The organism is Pseudomonas sp. GW822-FHT07A10 (assembly GCF_058798795.1).
This window is the reverse complement of record NZ_JBXAKV010000037.1, coordinates 1-759: the sequence shown is the minus strand read 5'-3', so window position 1 is coordinate 759 and position 759 is coordinate 1. Positions and strand designations below refer to the sequence as shown.

Sequence of the window (759 nt, the reverse complement as noted above, 5' to 3'; positions counted from 1 at the left end):
ACCGAAGTAGCGGTGCCATCGGCGCTGCTCACCGCGAAGGTGTCGGTGTAGGTGGTGCCGGCGGCGAACTCGTTGTGCGCGGAATTGGCGACGTAGGTCCAGGCGCCGTCGGTGCCGATGGAGAACTGGCCGTAGCTGCCGGCGGTGTTGGTTTGGCCGACGAAGGTTGCGGCGCTGTCGATATCACTGACGGTCAGGCTACCACCCGTAGTCAGCGGAGCATTGGTTTCGGTCAGTGTGACACTGGCCGAGGACAGCACGGCGGCGTCGTTGCTGCCGGTGACGGTGACGGTCACTTGCTGGGTGTCGACGCCGCCGAGGCCATCGCTGACCTGGATGGTGAACACTTCGTTATGGCTCTCGCCGGCCTGCAACGATTGCACGGCACTGGCGACGCCATTGGTGCCGTTGGCCAGGGTGTACGTCCACTGGCCCGTGCCGTCGACGGCGATCGAGCCGTAGGTGCCGGTATTGGACCCGGCAATGCTCCAGGTGGCGGTGGCCGCGTGATCGATGTCGCTCGAGCTGAACTGGCCACTGACGCTGAGGGTGGTGTCTTCCTGCACGTTGCCGGCATCGCTGCCCGACGCGAAGCTCAGCACCGGGGCGTCATTGCTGCCGGTGACAGTGACGGTCACCTGCTGGGTGTCGACGCCGCCCAAGTCGTCGCTGACCTGCACGCTGAACACTTCGTTATGAGTCTCGCCGACCTTCAGCGATTGCACCGCACTGGCAACGCCATCGGTGCCGTTGGCCAGG

General features: G+C 65.2%; 1 protein-coding gene. It reads right to left on the bottom strand.

Features of this window, described 5'->3' with window-relative positions; genetic code table 11:
- Positions 1 to 759 (bottom strand): VCBS domain-containing protein (locus tag AC1RL4_RS29225; RefSeq protein ID WP_493120714.1); only part of this gene is annotated, 759 nt, incomplete at both ends.